The sequence below is a fragment of the Allokutzneria sp. NRRL B-24872 genome (genome assembly GCF_002155965.1).
Taxonomy (GTDB): Bacteria; Actinomycetota; Actinomycetes; order Mycobacteriales; family Pseudonocardiaceae; genus Allokutzneria.
In genome coordinates, this window is the sequence record NZ_MUMH01000288.1 from 1 (window position 1) to 389 (window position 389).

Annotated in this window: 1 protein-coding gene; it reads left to right on the forward strand. The window is 73.3% G+C overall.

Features of this window, described 5'->3' with window-relative positions:
- On the forward strand, window positions 1-389 hold a 389-nt coding region (locus tag CCN37_RS40510; RefSeq protein WP_168201049.1), incomplete at both ends, for a hypothetical protein.

Below are 389 nucleotides of genomic sequence, written 5' to 3' on the forward strand. Positions count from 1 at the left end.
GCAGCCGAACGCCGCCGCCAGCGCGCGGTGCACGGCGTGCGGATGATGCTGATCGAGCGGCTCAGCAGCATTCAGTCGCTCACTCACGAGTCCGCCGACTCCGGCACGTCGCTGCGCGACCAGGTCGCGGCGACGCTGCGCCGGGGCAGGATTCGCCGCGATGTCGAGCGCGGGTCCGCCGAGATCGACATGGACGTGGTGCCCGGCCTGCTCAGCCAGAGCGGCTTCCGCCGCAGGCTGGACGCCGTGGTCAACGACGGCGCAACGGCGGGAACGCTCGCCCTGGTGCTGCTCGACCTCGGCGCCTCCGACCCGGCCGACGCCGAACCCCGGCCGGAGGAGATGCTCAACTCGCTGGTGGAGCGCGTGCGCAGCAGCGTGCCCGGCGA